Origin of the sequence: Paraburkholderia sp., assembly GCF_050742655.1 — a bacterium.
GTDB lineage: Bacteria > Pseudomonadota > Gammaproteobacteria > Burkholderiales > Burkholderiaceae > Paraburkholderia.
This window is the reverse complement of sequence record NZ_JBOIGG010000065.1, coordinates 1-1542: the sequence shown is the minus strand read 5'-3', so window position 1 is coordinate 1542 and position 1542 is coordinate 1. Positions and strand designations below refer to the sequence as shown.

Sequence of the window (1542 nt, the reverse complement as noted above, 5' to 3'; positions counted from 1 at the left end):
GCATCCGCCGCTTCAACGAGACCTTCCAAATCCTCTACAATCGTCCGCCCAGCGCCCTGCGGCGCGGAAATGCGGAGGAGGTCTCGGCGCGTGGCGGCGTTGGGCTTTCGCTCCGTCTGCCCTATCGGCCGCCCTATGACTGGGACGCCATGGCCGGGTTCCTGAGCCATCGCGCCATTCCCGGGGTCGAGATCGTGGCCCCCGGCCACTATGCTCGCAGCATCGCCATAGGCCCGGATCAAGGGGTGGTCGTGGTGCGCCCCTTGGCCGGCGACCGGCTAAGCAAAGATTCGCTGCTTGGCCAACGGATGCGATTTTCGGGTTGAATTGATGGCCTCGATGTCGGCGTCGATCGCGATTTTCAGGTCATCCCTGTTGTGGAAGGTTTTGTGGGCGAGATGATGCGTCTTGAGGGTTTTCCAATCGCGCTCGATGTCGTTGAGTTCGGGCGCATATTTGGCCATCCATTCGGGCGTGAGCCAGTGCTTGCGCTCGGCCAGCGCGGCGCGCGTCGCTTTGCTGGTGTGTATGGGTCCATTGTCCAGGGCGATGGTGACGGGTTTGCACGCCGCTCCCGGCTTGGGGCCATGGATTCGATCGAGCCGTTCGAGCAGGGCGATGAAATCGGCGCTGCGTTTGGTTTGCGAGGTCACGACAGTAAGCTGGCGGGAAACGAAGTCGAGCGCGCCCATCATGGCGATCTTTTGTGCCTGGCCCGGAGCCGGAACGCGCAAGTCGGCTCCCCGTTTCGCCCAGGCGCGGGCCAGATAAGGATGGGTCAACGCCTCCGATTCATCGGCGAACAGCAGCACAATGTCGCCCGCCAGCGCTTGTTGCTTCATCAGTTGAAGACGCAGGCCGGACCGCTCCACGGCCTCGGCGTCCTGCCGGCCTTTCAGCGTGTGGCGGGGTCGCTTGCAGGCAAAGCCCCTTTTTTACGCAGCACCACCGACAGCCGTGAATGCGAGATGCGATGCCCGGTGCGCCGTTCGATTTCCTCCGACAGGCGCGGCAAGGTCCAGTTGATCCGATTTTCAACCGGCGCGGCGAACAGTTCGCTCGCGACCGCAAGCGCCGCCTCCGCTTTTACCGGAGAACAGCCGGGAGCGGGGTGTCGCTCGATGCCGGCCAAGCCTTCGCGCATGAACGAAGAGCGCCAGTCGCGCACCGTGTCCTCGCGCACCCCGAAAACCTCGCCGATCGCCGCGCTCTTCCAGCCGGAAAGCGAAAGCAGGATCGCGCGCGCCCGGTCGGCCTCCGCGCGGTTCACGGAAACCGCCAGCCGCTTCAGAGCGTCACGCTGCTCGGCACTGGCCGCCAAAGGAGATTTGCCTGACATGTGAGGGCCTCCGAATCACCTCCAGAGACTGAATCACGAAACCTTCCCGTTGGCCAATCAGCGCAGGTCTGCTTAGGTTCTGGCCCATGCTGAAACGCGCTGCTACCACTACCGTGCCGCCGCAAGAGCCTTTTCGAGCAACGGGCGGGCCTCTCGCTGATGGCGCCGCCGGGCCAAATTTGTCGCCGATGCTGGCGCAATAT

At 63.9% G+C, this 1542-nt stretch carries 3 protein-coding genes; 1 reads left to right on the top strand and 2 read right to left on the bottom strand.

Annotated elements, in window-relative coordinates; genetic code table 11:
- Window positions 1–326 (top strand): AlkA N-terminal domain-containing protein (locus tag ACREXZ_RS30805; RefSeq protein ID WP_431767908.1); only part of this gene is annotated, 326 nt, incomplete at its 5' end.
- Here the strand turns inward: ACREXZ_RS30805 and ACREXZ_RS30800 are convergent.
- Both ACREXZ_RS30800 and ACREXZ_RS30795 read right to left on the bottom strand, forming a co-directional pair.
- A complete protein-coding gene (locus ACREXZ_RS30800) occupies window positions 279–872 on the bottom strand; it encodes an IS630 family transposase (RefSeq protein WP_431767907.1) in 594 nt (197 codons plus the stop codon). The genes ACREXZ_RS30805 and ACREXZ_RS30800 overlap by 48 nt on opposite strands.
- A 23-nt stretch (window positions 873–895) precedes the next feature.
- Window positions 896–1339, bottom strand: coding sequence for a helix-turn-helix domain-containing protein (locus tag ACREXZ_RS30795; RefSeq protein WP_431767906.1), 444 nt, complete (start codon window positions 1337–1339; stop codon window positions 896–898).
- Window positions 1340–1542: the final 203 nt, after the last annotated feature.